14 protein-coding genes are annotated in these 16,738 nt (G+C 71.6%); 4 read left to right on the top strand and 10 right to left on the bottom strand.

Annotation, left to right across the window (positions count from 1 at the left end; all coding sequences use genetic code 11):
- Nucleotides 1–22 precede the first annotated feature (22 nt).
- From ACWH43_RS13600 to ACWH43_RS13645, 10 genes are all read right to left on the bottom strand, one after another.
- Entirely contained in the window at nt 23–1,351 is a 1,329-nt protein-coding gene (locus tag ACWH43_RS13600) for an NAD(P)H-dependent oxidoreductase (RefSeq protein ID WP_158446348.1), read from the bottom strand.
- Nucleotides 1,352–1,383: 32 nt separating this feature from the next.
- Nucleotides 1,384–1,953: a dTDP-4-dehydrorhamnose 3,5-epimerase family protein gene (locus ACWH43_RS13605; protein ID WP_158446349.1), complete on the bottom strand. Its 570-nt coding sequence runs from the start codon at nt 1,951–1,953 to the stop codon at nt 1,384–1,386.
- 105 nt (nt 1,954–2,058) lie between these two features.
- Nucleotides 2,059–3,519, bottom strand: a complete 1,461-nt coding sequence (locus ACWH43_RS13610) for a lipopolysaccharide biosynthesis protein (protein ID WP_260349439.1) — start codon at nt 3,517–3,519, stop codon at nt 2,059–2,061.
- A 19-nt stretch (nt 3,520–3,538) separates the two neighbouring features.
- A complete protein-coding gene (locus ACWH43_RS13615; RefSeq protein ID WP_158446351.1) occupies nt 3,539–4,192 on the bottom strand; it encodes a PIG-L deacetylase family protein in 654 nt (217 codons plus the stop codon).
- Nucleotides 4,193–4,194: 2 nt separating this feature from the next.
- Nucleotides 4,195–5,028 (bottom strand): glucose-1-phosphate cytidylyltransferase, encoded by an 834-nt coding sequence (locus ACWH43_RS13620; RefSeq protein ID WP_158448115.1) that lies wholly within the window; start codon nt 5,026–5,028, stop codon nt 4,195–4,197.
- Between the two features lie 48 nt (nt 5,029–5,076).
- The gene (locus ACWH43_RS13625; protein ID WP_158448116.1) at nt 5,077–6,597 is read right to left on the bottom strand and encodes a tyrosine-protein kinase family protein; all 1,521 of its coding nucleotides are present in this window, start codon (nt 6,595–6,597) and stop codon (nt 5,077–5,079) included.
- Between the two features lie 123 nt (nt 6,598–6,720).
- On the bottom strand, nt 6,721–8,091 hold the full coding sequence (locus tag ACWH43_RS13630; protein WP_158448117.1) for an O-antigen ligase family protein: 1,371 nt from the start codon (nt 8,089–8,091) through the stop codon (nt 6,721–6,723).
- The gene (locus tag ACWH43_RS13635; RefSeq protein ID WP_448153512.1) at nt 8,088–9,101 is read right to left on the bottom strand and encodes a glycosyltransferase family 2 protein; all 1,014 of its coding nucleotides are present in this window, start codon (nt 9,099–9,101) and stop codon (nt 8,088–8,090) included. The genes ACWH43_RS13630 and ACWH43_RS13635 overlap by 4 nt, the downstream gene beginning before the upstream one ends.
- A 49-nt stretch (nt 9,102–9,150) precedes the next feature.
- Nucleotides 9,151–10,521, bottom strand: a complete 1,371-nt coding sequence (locus tag ACWH43_RS13640; RefSeq protein WP_260349509.1) for a glycosyltransferase — start codon at nt 10,519–10,521, stop codon at nt 9,151–9,153.
- Nucleotides 10,511–11,962 carry an exopolysaccharide biosynthesis polyprenyl glycosylphosphotransferase gene (locus tag ACWH43_RS13645; RefSeq protein WP_260349510.1) on the bottom strand — a complete coding sequence of 484 codons (1,452 nt, stop codon included), beginning with the start codon at nt 11,960–11,962 and terminating at the stop codon, nt 10,511–10,513. The genes ACWH43_RS13640 and ACWH43_RS13645 overlap by 11 nt, the downstream gene beginning before the upstream one ends.
- Nucleotides 11,963–12,347: 385 nt before the next feature.
- Between ACWH43_RS13645 and ACWH43_RS13650 the strand changes: the two genes are divergently transcribed.
- From ACWH43_RS13650 to ACWH43_RS13665, 4 genes are read left to right on the top strand one after another with little or no spacing between them, the layout of a single operon-like run.
- Nucleotides 12,348–13,199 carry a WecB/TagA/CpsF family glycosyltransferase gene (locus tag ACWH43_RS13650; RefSeq protein WP_260349511.1) on the top strand — a complete coding sequence of 284 codons (852 nt, stop codon included), beginning with the start codon at nt 12,348–12,350 and terminating at the stop codon, nt 13,197–13,199.
- A gap of 12 nt (nt 13,200–13,211) precedes the next feature.
- Nucleotides 13,212–14,447 (top strand): non-hydrolyzing UDP-N-acetylglucosamine 2-epimerase, encoded by a 1,236-nt coding sequence (gene wecB / locus ACWH43_RS13655; protein ID WP_158471793.1) that lies wholly within the window; start codon nt 13,212–13,214, stop codon nt 14,445–14,447.
- 2 nt (nt 14,448–14,449) lie between these two features.
- Nucleotides 14,450–15,631 carry a glycosyltransferase family 2 protein gene (locus ACWH43_RS13660; RefSeq protein WP_158448247.1) on the top strand — a complete coding sequence of 394 codons (1,182 nt, stop codon included), beginning with the start codon at nt 14,450–14,452 and terminating at the stop codon, nt 15,629–15,631.
- A 2-nt stretch (nt 15,632–15,633) separates the two neighbouring features.
- Nucleotides 15,634–16,578, top strand: a complete 945-nt coding sequence (locus ACWH43_RS13665; RefSeq protein ID WP_158445816.1) for a hypothetical protein — start codon at nt 15,634–15,636, stop codon at nt 16,576–16,578.
- The last annotated feature ends 160 nt before the right edge of the window (nt 16,579–16,738 follow it).

The following is a 16,738-nucleotide window of genomic DNA, read 5'->3' on the forward strand; positions in this document are numbered from 1 at the left end:
GTCTGCGAGACGCCGTGCCATCTCAGCCCTCCACCGCCGCGAGGGCGCGCCGCGGCGGCGCCTGCACCGGGCGCCTCGGCCAGCGCATCGCCTGCTCGCGCCAGAGCGCATCCGCCCGGCGGCCGGCCGGCAGCGCGACATCGGCGAAGGCGACGACCTCGTCCCGGCGCCTGTCGCGCCGCAGGACGCAGCCCTCGGACAGGCCGATCGGCAGCGCGTCGGCGGCCCGCGCCGCCGCGACGTTCTCGATCAGGCCGTAGGCGCAGAAACCGCCGATGCCGTCGAGGCGCTCGCCGGCCCTGAGATCGCGCTTCGCCACCGTGACCACCTCGCAGACCGGGCCGCCGAGCGGGGCCACGGTGGGATCGTGCCGGATGACGGCGCGCGCGATGGTCGAGGCGATCTGCAGATGCGGCAGGTGGAAGGGCGTGTAGAAGACGTAGAAGGGCCCGTCGCCGAGCTTGTAATAGGCGAGCTGCGCCCGCTTCAGCGGGTTCTCCTCGTGGATGACGACGAAGGCGCCGGTATGGGGCGCGGCCCCCAGGGCATAGTCCACCAGCCCGGTTTCGAGCATCGCCTGCGCCGGCAGGCGCTCGGCGATCTCGCGGACATCCGTGCAGGCCGGCCCGTACATGCCGCGACGGCCGGCCTGGAAGCCCGTGGCATTGGCGAGCACCGCGGTTTCCATCGAGAGCTTGGTCGCATCGGCGAAGGAGGTGACCTTGCGCGGGTCCTGGCCGTTCTTCTCGGCGAAGGCCCGCTGGGTGTCGGGATTGCGGTAATGGTCGACCATGCCCTTGATGTTGCCCGCGGCCACGGGCCTGAGGCCGAGCGTCCGCAGATAGCGCAGCAGGGTCATGGCGACGCCGGGCTCGTCGCCGTCGGTATTGGTCAGGACCACCCCGGCCTCGCGGGCCCGCGCGTTCAGGAGCGGGCCGAGCAGCGAGTCGAGCTCGGCATTGACCATCACGACATGCTTGCCATGCGCGATCGCATCGAGCACCACGGCCGCCCCGGCCTCGACCGTCCCGGTGACCTCGACGACGATGTCGACGGCCTCGCAGGCGGTCAGCACGGACGGATCCTCGGCCAGGACCGGCAGCCCGCGCGCGATCGCGTTTGCCGCCTCCCGCGCCGAGGAGGCCCGGCTCCACCCCCGGATGTCCGCCTCGCGAAAGGCCCGCTCGGCATGGGCGGGCGTGCGGTTGGCGATCGCGACGAGACGCATGCCGGGCACCGGCGTGCCGAGCTGGAGCGCGAAGGCGCGGCCGGTGGCGCCTGCGCCGACCAGGCCGACGCGGATCGGCCGGCCGGCCGCCTCGAAGTCCCGCAACACCAGATCGAGAGCCATGATGCGTTCCCTTTCGATGGCGCCGGAGGCAGTCAGGCCGGCAGGAGCCGGTCCGGCAGCGACGCGGGCCGCCGGCGCTCGGTCAGCGGCCAGTTGCGGTCCTGCTCGGAGATTTCGGTGACGGCGAGCGGCCAGGCGATGCCGAAGGCGGGGTCGTCGAAACGCGCCCCGGTGGCACAGGCCGGCGCGTAGAACGCCGAGGTCATGTAGTGCATCTCGGTATCCGGCTCGAGCGTCTGATAGCCATGCGCGCAGCCCTCGGGCAGGTAGAGCATGCGGCCGTTCTCGCCGCTCAGCTCGACGCCGTGCCAGGCGCCGTAGCCGGGCGAGTCCGGCCGCAGGTCGAGGACCACGTCGAAGATCGCGCCGCGCGTGCAGCGCACCAGCTTGGCCTCGCGCGCCGGCGCGCACTGGAGATGCAGGCCGCGCAGCGTGCCGCGCCTGGTGCTGAAGCCCATATTCGCCTGCACCGGGACGAAATCCAGGCCGTGCTCGGCGAATTCGGCGACGCACCAGGCCCGCATGAAGCGCCCCCTCGCATCGGCATGGGGAGACGGGTCGATGACCATCGCCCCTTCGACGTCCGTCGCCGCAAAATGCATGCCCAGCCCCCGGATTCAGGCCCTCTACCGGATAATGCCGGCCGCGCCGCGCCGTTCCGGCGCAGGAAGCGCGGTATCCGGGGGCCGGGAGCAGGAGGCAGGCGGCTAGGCCATCTGGTCGGCGCGCGACCTGATGGCGCGGAAGAGGTCGAGATACAGCGCCTTCTCTCCCGCGATCAGCAGCAGGACCACGAGATAGGTCGCGCCGAACGAACCCATATCCAGCAGCAGGCGCAGCACCGGCGGCCAGGCCGGCGGGCACAGGCCATGCACGCCGTAGCCGACGGCGGCCGCGAACGCGCAGGCGGCGAGCGGGCTCGCCAGCGCCCCCGCGAAGGCCCGCAGCCGCACCCCGGTGCCGTGCAGCGCCCAGACCGCGACCGGGATCACCTTGAGCACCATCACCGAGGAATAGGCCAGGGCGACGCCATGCGGGCCGTAAGGCAGCCCGGCCAGCACGCCCGCGACCATGAAGGCGGCGGAGAACAGCCCGATCTGCACGCCCCGCCGGACCAGGCCGAGCGCGTTGAGCAGCCAGCCGAGCGGGCTCGAGATCGCGAACACCAGGATCGTTGGGGCAAGGATCCTGAAGATCCCGACGGCGCTGGTCCATTTCGGCCCGAGCACGACCAGGATCAGGTCGTCGGCGAAGAGCCCGCACACCACGGTCAGGGGCAGGGTCAGCGTCACCACCAGCGAATAGCCCTTCAGGAAGTAGCGGCGGAGGCGGTCCGGGTCTTCCCGGGTCCGCGACAGCGCCGCGAAGGCGACCTCCCCGATCGTGGTGTTGAGGCTCTCGGTGGGGAAATTGACCAGATAGAAGGCGCGGCTGTAGAGGCCGGTCGCCTCCGTGCCCCAGACGCGGCCGAGCAGAAGCTTGTCGATATTGATCGTGACGTAGGACAGGAAGCCGGTGAGCGTCGTCCCGCCGCCGAAGCGCAGCATGGCGGAAAGCCCGGCGACGAGCCGCGGCCGGCCCGGAACCCAGCCGGTCGACAGCCACAGGCCGATCGTCGTCGCCAGAGGCAGGGTGATGGTCATCGAGACGATCGCCCAGTAGCCGTAGCCGGCCATGGCCATCCCGACCGAGACGGCGGTGGCGACGACGAGCGCGCCGATATCGACCCTGGCGGAGACCCCGAAGGACAATCGCCGCTGCAGCAGCACGCCGTGCTGGATGCCGGCCGCCGTGATGACGAAGGTGAAGGCGATCACGTCCATGATCGCCAGCAGGCGCGGCTCCCGGTAGAAGGCGCTGACCAGCGGCGCCGCCAGGAGCGCCGTCAGGGTGAGCAGCCCGCCGAACACCAGGTTCAGCCAGAACAGCGACGAGGATTCCTCCTCGCTCAGCCGGTCGCGCTGGATCGCGGCCTGGAACAGGCCGAAGCAGCCGAACATGTTCAAGACGCCGGTGAAGGCCGTCACCATCGTGACCAGCCCGTAATCCTCCGGGGTGAGCAGCCGGCCGAGGACCATCAGGGCGAGGATGCGGATGACGAAGCCGAGCCCGCGCGAGCCGACATTGATGAGTCCGGCGCGGACGGTCCTGCCCTTCAGGTCCTGCATGGCGGCCTCGCTTGCCGGTTCAGAGCAGCAGCTTGCGGGCGTAGAACGCCTCGGCATATCCGCTCGGTGCGTCGCATTCCATGCCGCGCAGCCGCATCAGCGCCATGAAGGTCGCGCGGTCGAACCAGTGCTTGCCGCCCTGCGACGCGAAGGTCTCGAGGATCAGCTCGACCTTCCTCTCGCAGGTTTCCCGCGAGAGCGCGCTGAAGGCGCCGGGCCGGCCGAGATCGCCGTCATATTTCGGGATCTCGTATTCGAGGATCAGGTGGCTGCGGAAGCTGTTCCAGGTCAGCTCGGCGATCAGGCGATGGTCCTGATGCGCGTCGCGGCGGTTGTGGGTGAAGATGATGTCGGGGGAGATCTCCCGCTTCAGCTCCTCGAAGACGTCCTTGATCTCGGCGCCGGCGAACGGCATGTAGCCGTCGCGAAAATCCTTCAGGACCACGCGCTCCATGCGGGCGGGATCGACGAAGCGCCTGGCCCCGCTCGCCGCCTCCGCGGCACGCACCCCGCTCGCGCTGAAGACGACCCAGTCGAACACCGCCCCCGGATGCTCCGCCGCGAGCTGCAGCACCGTGCCGCCACAGCCGATCTCGATGTCGTCGGAGTGGCAGCCCAGGCACAGGACCCGCAGCGGAGAGGCGCCGTCACGGTCCGGCTTCAGGCGCAGCATGGTCAGGCGACCTGGGTCATCGCCGGCACCGGCTTGGCCCTGGCGGGATAGGAGACGGCGGCGCTCTCCTTCCACACCTTCCAGGGCGGGTTGGTGTCGTTCAGCTCCTCGAGGCGCTGCTTGTCCTTGAAGGTGTCCATGCACTGCCAGAACCCGGTGCATTTATGCGCCAGCAGGGCTCGGCGCCGGATCAGCCGGGCGAACGGCTCCCGCACCAGCTCGTCGCCGGGGTGGATGTCGTCGAAGATCTCGTTGCGGAAGACGAAGAAGCCGCCATTGATCCAGATGTCGGACTGGCTCAGCGCCGCCACCTCGGCGATCTTGCCGTCAGGCGCCGTCCTGACGATGTCGAAGCTCGCCGTGGGCTGCACCAGCAGCAGCGAGCCGACGGCGTCGCTGCGCTGCAGCTCGCCGATCATGGTCGGCAGATGCAGGTCGCTGAGGCCGTCGCCGTAATTGGCGAGGAAATACTCCTCGCCCCGCAGATAGGGCTCGACGGCCTTGAGCCGCTCGCCGATCGTCGCATGCAGGCCGGTTTCGACGAAGGTGATCGTCCAGTCGTCGCTGTCCCGGTTGATGAACTCGATCTTCCGCCCGCCGCGGGACCAAACGAAGTCGTTCGAGATCGACTCGTCGTATTTCAGGAAATAATCCTTGATGGCGCCGCCCTTGTGGCCGAGGCAGAGGATGAAGTCCTTGTGGCCGAAATGGGCGTAGTACTTCATCAGATGCCAGAGGATCGGGCGCGAGCCGATCTGCACCATCGGCTTCGGAACATCGTCGACATAGCCCCGCAGCCGCATGCCCATGCCGCCGCAAAAGAGTACGACCTTCATGATGCTCTCCCTCTGCAAGTCTCCGTCCGGAGGCCGGAGCGAAGTGTCTCAGGCTGCCGCTGCGGCCGTCGGATCCGCGGGAAGCTCGTAGCCATAACGTTTCATCGCCGCCTCATCGGCCATGTTGAGGACCGTGCCGGCGAACCGCTCCCGCGCGGGCCCGGCGGAGCGGAACGCCTGCCGGACCAGCTCGGAGCGGGTCGCGCCCCATCTGACCACGAGGAGGATGCCGTCGAGCGCGCCGGCCGCGGCGCGCAGTTGCGGCCCGGCGGCGAGCGGCGGCATGTCGACGATCACGAGGTCGTAAGCCGCCCCGGCCGCGCCCAGCACCGCCTCGAGCAGGCCGCGCGGCGCCAGGCGGTCCGTGCCGCCGAGCCGCTCGGCCAGCGGCAGGACGTCCAGCCCCGGCCGGACGGCGACGAGGCCGTCGAGCGCTCCCGCGCCCGGTGGCGCGCCAGGCGCAGGCGGCTCCTGCACGAGGCTCGCGACCCGGCGCGACAGCGCCGGGTCGTCCGGCACCGCATCGACCAGCAGCACGCGCCAGCCCGTGGCGGCGGCGGCCTGCGCCAGGCCGATGGCGAGGGTCGTGGCCCCCTCCCCGGGCAGCGCCGAGGTCAGCCCGACCGTCCTGAGCCCGCCGGCGGAACGCTCCCGGATCAGCGCGAGCGCGCGTCGCAGCGCCGGATGCTTCGCCGCGAGCAGGCGGCGGGCGGCGGCGTCCCCGGCCCCGTCGCCGCTCTCCGGCACGCGCGGCACGACGCCCAGGCATTCCAGCCCGAGGACGTATTCCATCTGATTGCGGCTGCGGATCGTGTCGTCGAGCGCGTCGAGCAGCAAAGCGAGCCCGGCCGCCGCGGCCAGGCCGAACAGCGCGGCGGCCGCGAGGATCAGCGCCGGCGGCGGCCCGTCCTTCCGGACCGGCGGCTCCGCCGCCGCGATCACCTGGGCGCTCGGCCCGAGGCTCTGGTAGATCTCGCGCAGGGTCGGCGCCCGCGACGAGGCCGCGTCCGAGGCGCGCGCCAGCTCCTGCAGATAGATGCGGACCACGGTGTTGACGATGCGGGCGGCCTTGGCCGGGTCGGAGGCCCTGAAGCTCACGGCGATCACATGGCTGGTCCCGATCTGGCGCACGGCGAGCCTGGCGCCCAGCGCGCCCAGCGCGGCGCGGGAGGCCGAGCCGCCCGCCGGGAGCCGCGCCTCGCCGGCGAATTCCGGGTCCTCCGCCAGGTCCAGCGCCTCGACGACCTTGGCCAGGACATTGCCCGAGCGCAGCAGCTCGATCTGGTTCTGCACCATCGGCAGGTCCGCCCGGCCCGGCAGGATCGCCTGGTCGGGACCCGTCAGGATCTGCCGGATATAAACCAGGAGCTGGCTCGTGGCGGTGTAGGTCGCCGGCCGCAGGCCGAGATAGAGCGCGGCGAGGACGAGGCAGGCCAGGGCACCGCCCGCCAGGAGGCGCTTGCGGCTCCTGAGGCTTCCCGGCCCGAAGGACGGGTGCGGCCGCACGGCGATGCCGCCCTCGAGCCCGTCCCTGTCGTCGATGAGCTGCGGGCGGCTTCTCGTGTCCATCTCGGCCTTCGATCACATCCGGCCCGACAGGCCCGCGACGGGAGCGGAGGGACGCCCGGACCGCCCGTGGCGGGATCGGATCGCCGGCACCGCCCAGCCGGCGCCTTTCGCCCGCTCTGGCATTCACGGAGACAACGCCGGGTTCTTCGCCGCCGTTCCCGTAGGGCAGCCGGCCGGAGCCGGCGCCTCCCGCCGGCCGAGCCAGGCATGGACGCAGCCCATCACGAACCAGAAGTACCAGTTGAACGACAGGTAGAAATGCATGTTGTCCGAATAGGATTCGAGCAGGTAGGCCAGCAGGATGCAGGCGACGATCAGGAGGCCGGGCGGATCGCGCCGCAGGCCGCGCGCCAGCCTCCAGCCGACGCAGGCGAGCAGCCAGGCCAGCGCGAGCACGCCGAGGAGGCCGATCTCGAACGCCATCTGAAGATAGAAGTTGTGGCCGTCGATGCCCTGCGGGCCGATCAGCGGGAAGAAGCGCGGCGTCGACGGCCTGAAGGTTTCGAGGCCGTGGCCCAGCAGCGGCCGCTCCAGGATCTCCGGAAGGGCGGACTGCCACAGCGCCTGCCGCCAGACATAGGAGTTCAGCCGCGTGCTGTCGTTGAGCTGCGAGAAGCTGTCGACCTCCGTCGCGGCGGTGATGTCGGTCAGCCGGTCCATCAGGCTCGGATTCGCGGCGAACAGCAGCGGCACCAGCAGCAGCCCGGCGAGGAACCGGCGGTCGATCCGGACCGCGTAGACCAGGAACATCAGCCCGCAGGCGCCCCAGGCGCTGCGCGTCTTGGTCAGCAGCAGGAACAGGACCAGGAGCGGGACATAGAGCGTCACCAGCCGCCGCAGCCGGGGCGAGAAGCGCACGGCCCGCGACGCCCGGACATAGAGTGCCAGCCCGAGCATGAGCACGAGGTAGAAGGCATAGATGTTCGGATGCGAGAAGGTGCTCTGCAGGCGGAACGCGCCGAGGTCCGACAGACCGCGCGCGATGTCGACGAAGGCGTAGAGCGTCGGCGGAAGCGAGGACGCCAGCACCACGAGGACGAAGCGCCACAGATCGCGCGCGGTGCGCAGGATGAAGAACGGGATCGCGAAGAAGGCCCAGTAGGACAGCAGCACGCAGGCCAGCCGCGCCGCCGCCTTGAAGTCCGGCGCATAGAGCGTCGAGCCGAAGGCGATCAGCAGGAACGGCCCCCAGATCGCCAGCACGGGGAACGGCGCCTTCAGCGGCGCCCGCAGGAAGAGCGTGCCGGCGATCGCGATGGCGAGGACGTTGAACAGGGCGCCGACGCCCATCGACGTGCCGGACTCGCCGCCGAGCAGGTTGAAGATGGGGTCGGAGGAGGCCCGCACCAGCAGGATGGCGAACACCGCGCCGCGCAGCAGCCGCCCGATCGCCTCGTCATTGGCCGTCCGCACCGAGCAGGTCAGCGGGATGCGGCCGGCAACCGGCGGCCCTTCGCGCAGGGCGATGCCGACGGCCCCCGCCGCCGGCCTCATGTCGCCTGCTCCACGGCGTCGGCCCAGCGCCCGACCTGCGCGGGGAGCAGGCCGCCGGCTTCCCGGATCGGCCGCAGCCAGGGCTCGACCTCCCGCCGCCAGGCCGCGGGAACCGCGCCTGCGGCACGCGCCTGGCCGATCCGGTCCGTCAGGCGCGGCGCGAGCAGCGCGGCGGCGGCGCGCGGCAGCTCGCGCCAGCGGCCATGCCGGAAGGCCAGCGCGGCGAAGATGGCCGCGGCCGACCGGCGCGCGCCGGCCCGCAGGAGCTGCCGGGCGAGATAGCGCTCATGGCCGGCCACATTGGTCGCGACGCCATGGGCGGAAGCCAGCGCCGCATAGCGCGCGGCGATGACCTCCCGGCCGGCGCGCATCGCCCGGACGTCCATCGAGAGGGATCGCCGCCCGAGCCGGTAGGCGACCAGAGGCCGGTCGACCGCGGCCAGCGGCGCATGCGCCGCGAGCCTGATCCAGAGGTCCCAGTCCTCGGAGCCACGCAACCCCGGATCGAAGCCGCCGGCGAGGCGAAGGAGGTCGCGCTCGACGATCACCGTCGACCCGCTCGGAACCCGGTTGGCCTGCAACAGGCCGGGCAGCACCCGGCCGCCCGCGGCGCGATGATGCCCGACGACCCGAAGCGCCTCGTCGACCACCGCGACGCCGGTGCAGGCCCAGCTCGCGGCGGCGGCGCGCATCGCGGCAAGCTGCGCGGCGAGCTTGTCGGGAGCCCAGAGATCGTCATCGTCGCAGAAGGCGATCCAGCGCCCGGCGGCATGGGCGATGCCGGCATTCCGCGCGGCCGAGATGAAGCGCGGTTGGGCATGGTGCACGACCCTGACCCGCGGTTCGACCGCGGCGAGACGGTCGAGCCACGGCCCGGTCCCGTCGGTCGAGCCGTCATCGACCAGGACGAGCTCGATCGCGACCTCCCTCTGGCCCAGGATCGCGCGGACGGCCTGCGGCAGGAGCTGCCGGCGATCATGGGTCGGAACGACGACGGAGACGTCGATCATAAGGGCTTCCCCGTTCCTGCCCCCGCGGGCCATTGGCTGTGTCCGCGCCTCAGCGCTTGATCCAGCCCGAATGCCCCGTCCGGAGCGTGACCACCTCGCCCAGCCGCATCGGATGGCCGCCGGCGAAGGCTGCGGCCTCGCTCACATCCGCGGACACCGCCACCGCGGCCTGCGCCGGCCGCCCGGCGGCGAACAGGGCGGCGAGCTTGCGGCATTCCCGGGCGATGTCGTGCTGCTCCAGCACGCGCCGCCGGCCGGCCGCCCCCATCGCGCGGATCACGGCGTCGGGCGCCGCGAGACATTGCCGGATGGCGCCCGCCAGGCGCTCGGCGCTGCCGGCCGGGACAAGCCAGCCGTTCTCCCGGTCGGAGACCAGCTCGGGAATGCCGGCGACATAGGTCGCGACGACCGGGCGGCCGAGCGCCAGCGCCTCCATCAGGACGACGGGCAGACCCTCGGCGAAACTGGGCAGGGCCAGCGCCCGCGCCTCGCCGATCGCAGCCCGCACCTCGGCATTGCTCATCCAGCCGGCCAGCTCGACCTGCCGCTCCAGCCCGCGCTCGCGGATGCCGCGCGCGAGCAGCGGGCGCAGCGGGCCGTCGCCGACCAGGGTCAGATCGAACGGCACGCCCTCGCGCGCCAGCATCCCCAGCGCCTCGAGCAGCACGAGATGACCCTTCTGCCCGCTGAGCCGCCCGACCGCGACGAGGCGGTTCTTCGGCACGCCCCTCAGCGGCGGCCGGGACAGGAAGGCGGCATCGAGCCCGCATCGGACGATCTGGATCTTGTGCCACTCCCCAGCCGGGACCCAGCGCCGCAACTGGCTGCCGGTGAAGGCGCTGACCACGCAGACGAAGGCCGCGTGCCGGACCTTGGCGGGCAGGCCGAGATATTCGGGCCTGTCGAACTCGTCGGGGCCGTGCACGGTGAAGCTGTAGGGCACGCCGGTCAGGAGGTGGCACAGCATGGCGACCTCCGCGCCGTTCGTGCCGAAATGCGCGTGGACGTGCTCGACCTCCTCCTCGACCACCCGGCGCGCGAGCAGCAGGGCTTCGGCGAAATAGGCGAGGTGAAGCGGCGCCGGACGGCTGGAGCGCCGCATCATCGCAAAGGCCGCACCGGCGGCTCTCGCCAGCGCCAGGGGGCTGCGCAGCAGGGCCGCGGCGAAGGCGGCCGCGCAGCGCGCCACCAAGCGCGCCTTGCCGCCGTCGAGGATGTAGCGCGTGCGCGCCTTCTCCCGGAGATCCTCCTCGTCGACCAGGCTGCGGCCGCCGCCGCGCAGCGAGACGCGCAGCACCGACAGGCCGCTCCGCTCGAGCTCGGCGATCTCGCGCCGGATGAAGGTGTGCGAGACGGCGGGGTATTCGCTGACGAAATAGCAGACCCGCATCGCGGCTTCCCCCTCCCGCTCAGTAGGCATTGATGCGCGCGCTCCTGGAGACGATCGTCCTGACCAGGATCCTGAGGTCGAAGAAGAACGACCAGTTGTCGACATAGTAGAGATCGTGCTCGATCCGCTTCTGCATCTTCTCGAAGGTGTCGGTTTCGCCCCTGAGCCCGTTGACCTGGGCCCAGCCGGTCATCCCGGGCTTGACGTTGTGGCGGCGGAACATCCGGCGGATCTGGTCGGCGAACATCTGGTTGTGGGCCACCGCATGCGGCCGCGGCCCGACCAGGGACATCTCGCCCCTCAGCACGTTCAGCAATTGCGGCAGCTCGTCGATATTGGTCCGCCGCAGCACCCGGCCGACGCGCGTCACACGCGGGTCGCCGCGGGTCGCCTGGCGGAATCCGGCACGGGCCTCCTCCAGGCAGTTCATGCTGCGGAACTTCAGCACCTGGATCGGCTCGTTGTTGAAGCCGAGCCGCATCTGCCGGAACAGCACCGGCCCGCGCGTATCGAGCTTGATCAGCGCGGCGACGACGAGGAACAGCGGCCACAGCAGCGTCAGCAGCACGACCGAGCCGGCGATGTCGAAGGTTCGCTTGAGGAAGCGGTCGCGCAGCGAGCACGGGCCGCAGAACAGCTCGAGCACCCGCAGATGGCCGTAGCTGCCGATGCGGCTGCGCCGCATCAGCTCGGCCAGCTCGACCGGCAGGAGCTGGATCCGCACCGGCAGCTCCGACAGCGCCCCGACCGCTTTCGAGACATCCTCCATGTTGTCCGAGCCGAACAGGACGAGCACGGCGTCGATCGGCAGCACCCGGCATTCGCTGCGGATCGCCGCGAGCTGGGCCTCCAGCGAGGCGCCGCCGCCACCGCCGGGCGCCGCGGGGAAGTCGTACCAGCGCAGGATGTGCTCGTGCCGCGCCGCCAGCCGGGCGCGGACATGGCCGACGCCGCGCGCGCCCGGCATCACCAGCACGACCATGCTCTCGCGGCGCCATCGCCCGCGCCAGCGCACGCGCTCGATGACATGGGCGAGGCCGGCCCGGATCGCGATCTGGCCGAACAGCGTCGCCAGCAACTGCGCCAGGAAGGTGCCGCGGGAATAGCCGCCGAGGCTGTTGGTCAGGTAGCCGATCGTCAGCAGCGTCACGAAGGACAGACCGAGCGCCACGCCGCCGCGCGAGCAGCAATGCTCGTTCCATTGGGGGCCGAGCAGGTCGTACTGGTTGTCGGCGATGCACAGGGCGACATACAGCGCCCCGACGGCGAGCGAGGCGAGCGCATAGTCGAGCCGGAAGAAGATCACGCCATAGACGACCGCCGAATAGGCGACGAACGCGCCATAGGCGCAGGCGACAATCACGATCATCTCCAGGGCGGCCACCAGCACGGTCCAGAAGAGCTGGGTTCCATGCGCCAGCACGGCCATGGAGAGATGTCGCATCCGGGGGGAGATGGCATTGGTCGACATCGGCTCACCGAATGCTGGGGCGCGCATCGAAGGTTTCGACATCCGCACTGCCTTAATGCAGGCGGTGGCCGCCGGTTCTTCGCAGCCGCCCGAATCGGCGCCCTCAAGTCTCCGCGACAGCAAGGCCAGCGTCGAAAACGCAACCGGTTGCGCTTTTGACGCTGGCGCCGCGCTCCTCATGCGGATGTCCCCGCACTCCCATCGTCTTGACCTCCGGCGATACGCTGCAAAGCAGTCCGATAACCGCTCCCGCGCGAACAAAGCCCAGAATCCGGCATTGGCTTTCCGTACGGCATGCGTCCGGCGGACGGCGAATTCTCGCCGTGCCGATCCTCCCGCCGGCCTGCCTGCCGCCGCCCTTCGACTTCCGCCCGAGGGATTTCCGATGCCGCCAGACGCAGTCGCAAGCCGTGCTTCCGGGAGCCTTGTCGCAGAAGGCCTCGTCCCCGAGGCGCCCCCACGGATCCAGATCCTGAACGGCCGCTTCGACAGCCTCACGGCCGAGGAGACGGTCGAAGCGGTCGTCCGGGCGATCCGCGCCGGGGAGCGCGGCATCCTCTCGACGGTCAATGTCGCGGTCCTGATGACGATGCGCTCCGATCCGCGCCTCCAGCGCTTCGTCGAGAGATCGCGATGGACCGTCGCCGACGGGCAGCCGCTGGTCTGGGCCTCCCGCCTGTGGCGCCAGCCCCTGCCGGAGCGCGTCACCGGCATCGACCTGATCGACCTGCTCTGCGCCCGCGCGGCGCGGGAGGGCATCGGCGTCTATTGCCTCGGCGCGGAAGGCGCCACCGTGCGCACCGTCGCCAGGGTGCTGCAGGAGCGGCATCGCGGGCTCGCCCTGCGCGGCTGCGCCGACGGCTATTTCGGGCCTGAGCAGGCCGAGGCGCGGGCGAAGGCGGTGGCGGAGAGCGGCGCCGAGCTGCTTTTCGTCGCGATGGGCGTGCCGCGGCAGGAGAGCTTCATCGAGGAGCAGTGGGACCGTCTCGGCGCGCGCGTCGTCATCGGCGTCGGCGGCAGCTTCGACGTCATCGCGGGGCTGCGGAAGCGGGCGCCGGCCTTCCTCCAGCGCGCCGGCCTCGAATGGGCCTACCGCCTCGCCCAGGAGCCGCGCCGGCTGTTCCGGCGCTATCTGGTCACGAATTCGCGCTTCCTCGGCCTGATGTCCTGGAGCGTCCTCGCCCAGCTCTCCCCCGCCCAGATCTTCCAGGCCCGGCGCGCCGCCCCGCGGCCCTGACGGAGGCTCGCGATGGCTCGCCGCAAACGCCTTCTCGTGGTGATGGGCACACGGCCCGAGGCGATCAAGCTCGCTCCGCTCATCCTGGCGGCCGGGGCCGATGCCGGCCGCTTCGAGGTGCTCGCCGTGCGCACCAGCCAGCATCGCGAGATGCTCGACCAGGTCGTCGGCTTCTTCGGCCTGCCGATCCTCGCCGATCTCGACGTGATGCGCCGGGACCAGGGCCTCGCCCAGGTCACGACCGCGATCCTTGGGAAACTGCAACGGCTGCTCGCGGATGTCCGGCCCGATGTCGTCGTCGTGCAGGGCGACACCACGACGAGCTTCGTCGGCGCCCTGGCGGCGTTCTACGAGAACGTGCCGGTCGCCCATGTCGAGGCCGGGCTGAGAACCTACGACAAGCGCGCGCCCTTCCCGGAGGAGGTCAATCGCCGCCTGATCAGCGTCATCGCCGATTATCATTTCGCGCCCACGGAGACGGCCAGACTCAACCTGCTGAAGGAGAACGTGCCGGCGGAAACGATCTGGGTGACCGGAAACACGGCGATCGACGCGCTCCTCCTGACCCTGGCCAGGGCAGCCCCGGCCGCGGCGGCCCCGCCCGCCCCCACCCTTCTCCTGACGACGCATCGCCGCGAGAACCAGGGCGAGCCGATGCGGCGCATCTGCGAAGCCGTGCTGATCCTGCTCAAGGCCTTCCCCCAGCTCAGGGTGGTCTGCCCGATGCATCTCAGCCCGCGCGTGCGGCAGGTCGTCGGTCCGATGCTGGGGGCGCATCCGCGCGTGTCGCTGATCGAGCCGCTGGGCTACGAGGCCTTCGTCCTGGCGATGAACCGCGCCCATATCATCCTGTCCGATTCCGGCGGCGTCCAGGAGGAGGCACCCGCCCTCGGCAAGCCCGTCCTCGTGCTGCGGGACAGCACGGAGCGCCCCGAGGCCGTCGAGGCCGGCACCGCCCGGCTGGTCGGGACCGAGGTCGGCGCGATCGTCTCGGCCTGCCGGGAACTGCTCACCGACCCCGCGGCCTATCGCGCGATGGCGCAGGCGCGGAACCCGTTCGGCGACGGGCACGCCTCCGAGCAGATCCTCGACGTCCTGGCCCGTTCGCCCGGCGAAAGCGAATGGCGCGGCGCCGCGGCCGGAACCGCGCAGGCCGCGGCCCTGCCGGCGCAGGCGGTCCTCCAGGCCGTGATCGCGGCGGAGGCGGCCCGCTCGCCGGCAAGCCTCCCGGGCGTGGAGCCAGCGTGACGATGACCGGCGCCCTGACCCTCGCCCTGCTCGCGGCCTGCCTCCTGGCGGCGGTGCCCGTCCTCTTCCTCGCGGTGCAGATCGGCGCGGCGCTCGGTCCCGGCCGGCGCCCCGGCCCGTCGGCGGCCGGGCCGTGCCCGCGCTTCGCCGTGATCATGCCCGCCCATGACGAGGCGGCGATCATCGCCCGCGGCATCGCCGCGATCCTGCCGCAACTGGCCGAGGCCGGGCGCCTGCTGGTGGTCGCCGACAACTGCTCCGACGAGACGGCGCAGGCCGCCTCGCGCGCCGGCGCGCAGGTGACGGTCCGCCGGGACGCGACGCGGCGCGGCAAGGGCCATGCGCTGGCGCATGGGCTGCGCGTCCTCGCCGCCGAGCCGCCGGAGGTGGTCATCGTCGTCGACGCCGATTGCGAGGCCCTGCCCGGAAGCTTGGCGCTGCTCGCCCGGCGCTGCGCCGCGACGGGGCGCCCCGTCCAGGCACGCTACGCCATGCTGGCGCCGCCCCTCGCGAGCCCGGCCGACAAGGTTTCGCGGCTGGCCTGGACGATCAAGACCTTCGTGCGGCCGCTGGGCTCGGCGCATCTCGGCTGGCCCTGCCAGTTGATGGGCTCGGGAATGGCCCTGCCCTTCGCGCCGCTCGGCCGGTTCGACCTCGCCACCGGCCACCTCGCGGAAGACCAGAAGCTCGGCGCCGAATTCGCCCTCGCCGGCCTGGCGCCGCTGTTCTGCCCGGATGCCGGGATCGTCAGCGAGCTTCCCGGCGCCGAGGCCGGAAAGCGCCAGCAGCGCACGCGCTGGGAGCACGGCCATCTCGCCATCATCGCCGAATTCCTGCTCCCGCTGGCCCGTCGCGCGGTCGCGCGGCGCAGCCTGCATCTCCTCGCCTTCACGCTCGACCTGTGCACGCCGCCGCTGACGCTGCTGGCGCTGACCCTGCTCCTGCTGGAAGGCGCGGGCCTCGCCTGGTTTGCCGCGACGGGCGCGACGGCCCCGCTGCTTGCCGCCTCGGCGACGCTGGCCTGCTTCGCCGCCTCCATCGCCGCCGCATGGCGGCGCTTCGGCCGGGACGTGATTTCCTGGCGCGAGCTGGCGGCCGGCCCGGCCTATGGCCTGCGCAAGCTGCCCTCCTATGCCCGCTTCCTCATCCGCCGCCGGATCGACTGGGTCCGCACGGAGCGATGACCATGGGCGCCGGCCGGATGCAGCGCCTCGCCCTTTCCCTCGCGCTTCTGGCGATCGCGGGCTGGTGCCCGGCGAACGCGCCCGGTGGTGGGCGCGCCGCCGCCGAGGCTCCTCCAGCCGGGGGGTTCACCCTGGGAGAGCGGCCATTCGCGGCTGCGTCCTCCTGGAACACGCCGCTGCCCGCGAGCACGCCCCTCGAAAAGCTCGACTGGCCGGCGGACGCGCTGTTCGGCGTCGCCTGGAGCAGCTATTCCCCCGCCATCCATGTCGGCGCGGCCTCGGACCCGCTCGTCCTGGTCGCCTATCCGGCGAGCTGGGGCCGCGCGGCCGGCCGGCTCGCCATCCGCATCCCGGCCGAGGCCGACGGCGCGCGGGGAAGCGACGGCGAATTGCTGGTGATCGACGGCGGCACCGTTCACAATTTCTGGCAGTTCAGGCGGCTCGGCCCCGAGGAAGCGACCGCGCAGGCCTATGCCTCGGCCGATCTCGCCTGCGGCGATGGCTGGGGACGCGCCTCGCCCTTTCTCGGCGCGGGCATCACGGCCGCCGGCGCGAGCCAGCTCGCCGGCCTCTTGGTGCAGGCCGAAACCGACCGCGGCGAAATCGCCCATGCGCTCCAGATCGCGATCGACGCGGCCTATGCGAAGCCGGGCTACACGGGCGCGGCGATCGGCGGCGACGGCCGCAGCCCGGCAGGGCTGGTCCAAGAAGGCGAGCGCCTCGCCATTCCCGCCGCGACGCCGATGCCGGACGGGCTCTCGCCCCTGGGCGGAAAGGTGTTTCGCGCCTATCGGCGCTACGGCGCCTTCGTGGTCGACGTCGCCGGCGGCGTCACCAATCTGCGCGCCCAGGCGAACGCCTATGACGAGGCGACGATCGCGGCCCTGCGGCGCGACCTCGCGCGCATCTCGCCGCTGCTCCGGCGCGTGAAGCAGACCGTACCCTAGCGTTCCCTGCGACGCCCCGTCCGCCCCCGCACGACCGCCGAATCCGCGGCCCTTCCGCCGGTTCCCGATCGGCCCGGACAGCCCTTCCGGGAGCCCGGTCCGACGCCCGATTCAGGCGGGGGACACGAGATTCCCACAGAAGAAAACGGTATAATTCATT

It is taken from the genome of Allobosea minatitlanensis, from assembly GCF_964020775.1.

What these genes read in the sequence shown, in the direction of transcription:
- ACWH43_RS13600 (WP_158446348.1), bottom strand. Translation starts at nt 1,351, where the DNA reads ATGGCTCTCGATCTGGTGTTGCGGGACTTCGAGGCGGCCGGCCGGCCG.
- ACWH43_RS13605 (WP_158446349.1), bottom strand. Translation starts at nt 1,953, where the DNA reads ATGCATTTTGCGGCGACGGACGTCGAAGGGGCGATGGTCATCGACCCG.
- ACWH43_RS13610 (WP_260349439.1), bottom strand. Translation starts at nt 3,519, where the DNA reads ATGCAGGACCTGAAGGGCAGGACCGTCCGCGCCGGACTCATCAATGTC.
- ACWH43_RS13615 (WP_158446351.1), bottom strand. Translation starts at nt 4,192, where the DNA reads ATGCTGCGCCTGAAGCCGGACCGTGACGGCGCCTCTCCGCTGCGGGTC.
- ACWH43_RS13620 (WP_158448115.1), bottom strand. Translation starts at nt 5,028, where the DNA reads ATGAAGGTCGTACTCTTTTGCGGCGGCATGGGCATGCGGCTGCGGGGC.
- ACWH43_RS13625 (WP_158448116.1), bottom strand. Translation starts at nt 6,597, where the DNA reads ATGGACACGAGAAGCCGCCCGCAGCTCATCGACGACAGGGACGGGCTC.
- ACWH43_RS13630 (WP_158448117.1), bottom strand. Translation starts at nt 8,091, where the DNA reads ATGAGGCCGGCGGCGGGGGCCGTCGGCATCGCCCTGCGCGAAGGGCCG.
- ACWH43_RS13635 (WP_448153512.1), bottom strand. Translation starts at nt 9,101, where the DNA reads ATGATCGACGTCTCCGTCGTCGTTCCGACCCATGATCGCCGGCAGCTC.
- ACWH43_RS13640 (WP_260349509.1), bottom strand. Translation starts at nt 10,521, where the DNA reads ATGCCTACTGAGCGGGAGGGGGAAGCCGCGATGCGGGTCTGCTATTTC.
- ACWH43_RS13645 (WP_260349510.1), bottom strand. Translation starts at nt 11,962, where the DNA reads ATGTCGACCAATGCCATCTCCCCCCGGATGCGACATCTCTCCATGGCC.
- ACWH43_RS13650 (WP_260349511.1), top strand. Translation starts at nt 12,348, where the DNA reads ATGCCGCCAGACGCAGTCGCAAGCCGTGCTTCCGGGAGCCTTGTCGCA.
- wecB (WP_158471793.1), top strand. Translation starts at nt 13,212, where the DNA reads ATGGCTCGCCGCAAACGCCTTCTCGTGGTGATGGGCACACGGCCCGAG.
- ACWH43_RS13660 (WP_158448247.1), top strand. Translation starts at nt 14,450, where the DNA reads ATGACCGGCGCCCTGACCCTCGCCCTGCTCGCGGCCTGCCTCCTGGCG.
- ACWH43_RS13665 (WP_158445816.1), top strand. Translation starts at nt 15,634, where the DNA reads ATGGGCGCCGGCCGGATGCAGCGCCTCGCCCTTTCCCTCGCGCTTCTG.